We start from the raw sequence: 3,747 nt of genomic DNA, 5'->3' as shown, positions 1-3,747 counted from the left end.
TCTGCCAGCCAGTCCCAGACCAGCCACTGTCAATACTCACAGCGCGAGGTTGCTGGGCCGCCGTCAGGTTGTTCTGGACGGTGCGATCTGGGTGCCGCGACGTCGCCCGACTTGGTGCCTCATGCCACAGTCGCCTATATTCGAAGAGTCAGGCTGAGCCGACCGCAACAGCGCCGAGAACCGACGAACAGGGCGAGCGGCACATCAGCCGGTGTCCGAAAAAGGGGCACGAAGCCGCCGGGTCGACGCGTGTGAGACATATATGGATCCCTCATTTCCATATCTCATTCGCGAAAGGCCAGCCATGGCTCATACTTCCGCGCACGTCGCGCACACTCTCGCCGCCCACATCGACGAGGCCTTCGGCCTCATGGGCAACGGCAACGCCTACTTCCTCGACGCCCTGCTGCGCGGCACTTCTGCCACTTACACCGCAGTCCGCCACGAAGCCGGCGCCGTCGTCGCCGCCGATGCCCACTTCCGCACCTCAGGGCGGATCGCCGCGGCCACCACGACCTATGGCGCCGGGTTCACGAATACGCTCACCGCCCTCGCCGAGGCGGCACAAGCCCGGGTTCCCCTCGTCCTCGTCGTCGGGGATGAGCCCACATCCGGGCCCCGACCATGGGACGTGGACCAGATCGCCATGGCCTCCGCCGTGGGTGTGCGCACCTACACCGTCGGTCGGGTCGATGCCGCCGCAGCCACCGTGACCGCGATCGAGCATGCGCTGACCTACCGGGTGCCCGTCGTCCTGGCCATCCCCTACGATGTCGCGACTCTGGAGATCGGTGAGATTCCAGCCGTCCCCGGTCCCAGCCGTCCGGCACCGGCAGCTCCGACCGGGGAGTTCACTCATGCGGCCTTTGATCGTCTCGCCACAGATCTGGCTGCGGCGAAGCGACCGCTGCTGCTCGCCGGGCGCGGAGCCTGGTTGGCCGGAGCCAGTGACGAGCTCGGTCAACTCGTCGAGCTCACGGGTGCGCTGAGTGTGACGACCGCGCTGGGCCGCAATATCTTCCCGGCTGCCGAACACGACCTGGGAGTCGCCGGCGGCTTCGGCGCCCCGGCCGCGATGGACCGCGTCCGCGAGGCCGATGTCGCCGTGGTCTTCGGAGCCTCGCTCAATCAGTTCACGATGCGTTTCGGAGACCTCTTCCATCCCTCGACGACGGTGTGGCAGATCGACACCGACGACCGTGCCACGAACGCCCGCGTCGGCGGCTTCATCCGAGCCGATGCGACACTCGCTGCCGCCGAGCTCGTGGCACGGCTGAAGTCGACCGGAATCGACGGTGCGAATTATTCGGACAGCGGCGCTCAGCGCTGGCACGATTCCGTCGACACCACCGCCGACCGTGCCTACGCCGTCGGTTCGGAGCTCGCCGGGGACGGTCGGCTCGATCCTCGTGCGGCGGCGAGCCGCCTCGGCGAGATTCTGCCGAAAGATCGGGTCGTCGTCTCCGACGGCGGACATTTCATCGCCTGGGCGAACATGTTCTGGGAACCCAGCGCACCGGACCGGCTGGCAATGGTCGGCACCGCGTTCCAATCGATCGGACTCGGCTGGCATTCCGTCGCCGGAGCCGCCCGCGCGAACCCGGAGTCCACGATCGTGCTGGCAAGCGGTGACGGTGGCGGAGCCATGGCACTGTCCGACCTCGACACCGCGATCCGGGTCGCCGACGGTCGCGGAATGGCGGTGGTCTTCAACGACGCGGCCTACGGCGCCGAGGTGAACTTGTACGGGCTCAAGGGGCTGGAGAAGTCACCCATGCTCATCGACGAGATCGACTTCGCGGCCCTGGCCACGGCCGCCGGCGGACACGGCGTCGTCGTCCGATCCCTATCCGATCTCGACATCGTCGAGGAGTGGAAGGCTCGTCCGGTCGGCGAACGGCCCTTCCTGCTTCTCGACCTGCGGATCTCCGGCGAGGTCATCGCGCCGTACCAAGAAGAGGTCATTCGCGTGAACTCGTGACCGCGCCCAGCCGGTCGAGGCGCTGGTCGTGGCGCTGGTGGCGGCTGTGGCCGCGGCGCTGGTGGCGTCGTTCTGACGACCGACCCCAGGTGACGAGGCGCCACAGCTTCTCCAACGGACCCTGCCCGAAACAGCGCAGCCACAGAGTTGAGACGACGACTGCCCATATTCGGACCGCTGCGTCCGATGGCGCTGAGCAACTACGTCGGCGCTACCGTCATCGTTGTCGCCGTTCGGCTTGCAGTGCCCGACTTCGCCCGGTTCGACGGTGGCGATGCGACGTCGTTCCGCCTCTGTGGCGGTGGACTGTCGTTCGATCAGTGTGCGGTCATTCGATCGCAGCATCAGACCGATCGCGATCGCGACGATGACCAGGGCGAACACCATGAGCGCACAGGTCGCACCGTCGGCCGTGACCAGGGAACAGACGATGTTCGCGACTGCGAGAATGACAATGACGGCGATGCTCATCCGGCTCGACGACGTTCGGGCGAGCATCGCCAGCGCCACCAGGCTCAGCCACAGAGTCGTCAGCCACAGAGTCGTCAGACTCAGCGTGGCGGCGACGGCGGCCAAGGCGAGGCCGCCGAGCAGTCCGAGGACTGCCCACTCCAGCCGTGCAGCCCGTCCCGGACGCAACTGAGCTCGAATGAGGATGGGCAAGCCGACGGCCACGGCGATGACGATCGTGATCGGCCAAGTGGTCGGAACTCCGGGGTCTCGCGAGGGCGTCGCGAAGAGGGTGCCCAGATGCTGGTACGGCGGTCGTCGCCGTGGGCGGTCGTCGCCGTGGGAGGTCAGTTGTCTGCCGAGCGCGCCGCGCGGTGGGCCGTCGTCCAGACTCTGACAAAGAGGCCGAGGATGAGCAGCCACCCCGAGACCGCGAGAACGGCTCCGACTGCCTTCGGCCAGGCGAATTTCTCAACGCTCAACAGTGCAATCGAGAAGCCGACGGCGATGATGCTGATGGTGATCAGCATGGGAATCGCCGCACGGTGGCCAGCTTTCCAAGCGGCCTCGGACCGCAGCGTCAGCGCTGACCGGATTCCGATTGCACGATTGCGGGGCAGACGGTCGCCGCGGATGACCAACACGAGAACGACGCAGACAACGGCGAGGAGCAGGTAGCCGATCAGCGGCGGATAGAACATCGGTACCGGTCCCCTCTCTGAACTCGGATCCACCGTATCTCATCGGGGCTGAACTCAGCCGATCTCCAAGGGACAGGTGGGAACGGCCCTGTCCGGCCGCCTCGGCGATGGTGTTCGCTCTATTCGACGCTTCGTCGACTTCGACGGGGCAAAGTGGCAGCTCTGGGGATCTCCGGACAGCGAAAAGCCCCGGATCCTTAAGGAATCCGGGGCTTAGACACGTGGAGATGGCGGGAATCGAACCCGCGTCCGTCGGCAGATTGTCAGGACTTCTCCGGGCGCAGTTCGTGAAAACAGTGTCTTAGGTTCTGGCCCCTGCACGAACACATGGACCAACGAACGGAGTTGAGTAAGAGTCCCTCAGATGCCCCCAACATGCATCTGAAGCAGTGGCCTCTTAAACGACGCCAGGATCTAGAGCAGAGGCAACTCTAGGCTGACGGATTCGCAGCTCGCGCTCTATCAGGCAGCGAGGGCGAAATCGGTGCGGTTGTTAGACTTAGCACCTATTGTTTTGCAGAGGACACTAACGAGATGACTCTGCATTCTCGGCCCGCTTCTCCCGACGCAGTGTCCGACGTCGAAACCGATCATCCCCATATTCTGTTACCAAAA

At 65.3% G+C, this 3,747-nt stretch carries 3 protein-coding genes and 1 other RNA gene; 1 reads left to right on the top strand and 3 read right to left on the bottom strand.

The annotated features are described in order from the left end of the window. Positions 1 to 304: 304 nt before the first annotated feature. Positions 305 to 1,981 carry a thiamine pyrophosphate-binding protein gene (locus ACTIIH_RS16085; protein WP_441452827.1) on the top strand — a complete coding sequence of 559 codons (1,677 nt, stop codon included), beginning with the start codon at positions 305 to 307 and terminating at the stop codon, positions 1,979 to 1,981. On the opposite strand, the gene ACTIIH_RS16080 is transcribed toward ACTIIH_RS16085, so the two are convergent. The 3 genes from ACTIIH_RS16080 to ssrA form a co-directional block, all read right to left on the bottom strand. Then, positions 1,962 to 2,120 (bottom strand): hypothetical protein, encoded by a 159-nt coding sequence (locus ACTIIH_RS16080; protein WP_441452828.1) that lies wholly within the window; start codon positions 2,118 to 2,120, stop codon positions 1,962 to 1,964. The genes ACTIIH_RS16085 and ACTIIH_RS16080 overlap by 20 nt on opposite strands. A gap of 658 nt (positions 2,121 to 2,778) precedes the next feature. Next, complete coding sequence (locus ACTIIH_RS16075; protein WP_145998850.1) at positions 2,779 to 3,165, bottom strand: SdpI family protein; 387 nt, start codon at positions 3,163 to 3,165, stop codon at positions 2,779 to 2,781. A 186-nt stretch (positions 3,166 to 3,351) separates the two neighbouring features. Then, positions 3,352 to 3,730: a transfer-messenger RNA gene (gene ssrA / locus ACTIIH_RS16070) on the bottom strand. Positions 3,731 to 3,747 lie beyond the last annotated feature (17 nt).

The sequence above is a fragment of the Brevibacterium sp. genome (assembly GCF_052105255.1).
GTDB lineage: Bacteria > Actinomycetota > Actinomycetes > Actinomycetales > Brevibacteriaceae > Brevibacterium > Brevibacterium linens_B.
The sequence above is the reverse complement of the archived record's forward strand: the minus strand, read 5'-3'. Positions and strand labels throughout refer to the sequence as shown.

Excerpts from the sequence above, each read along its gene's own strand:
- ACTIIH_RS16085 (WP_441452827.1), top strand. The coding sequence starts at position 305 with ATGGCTCATACTTCCGCGCACGTCGCGCACACTCTCGCCGCCCACATC.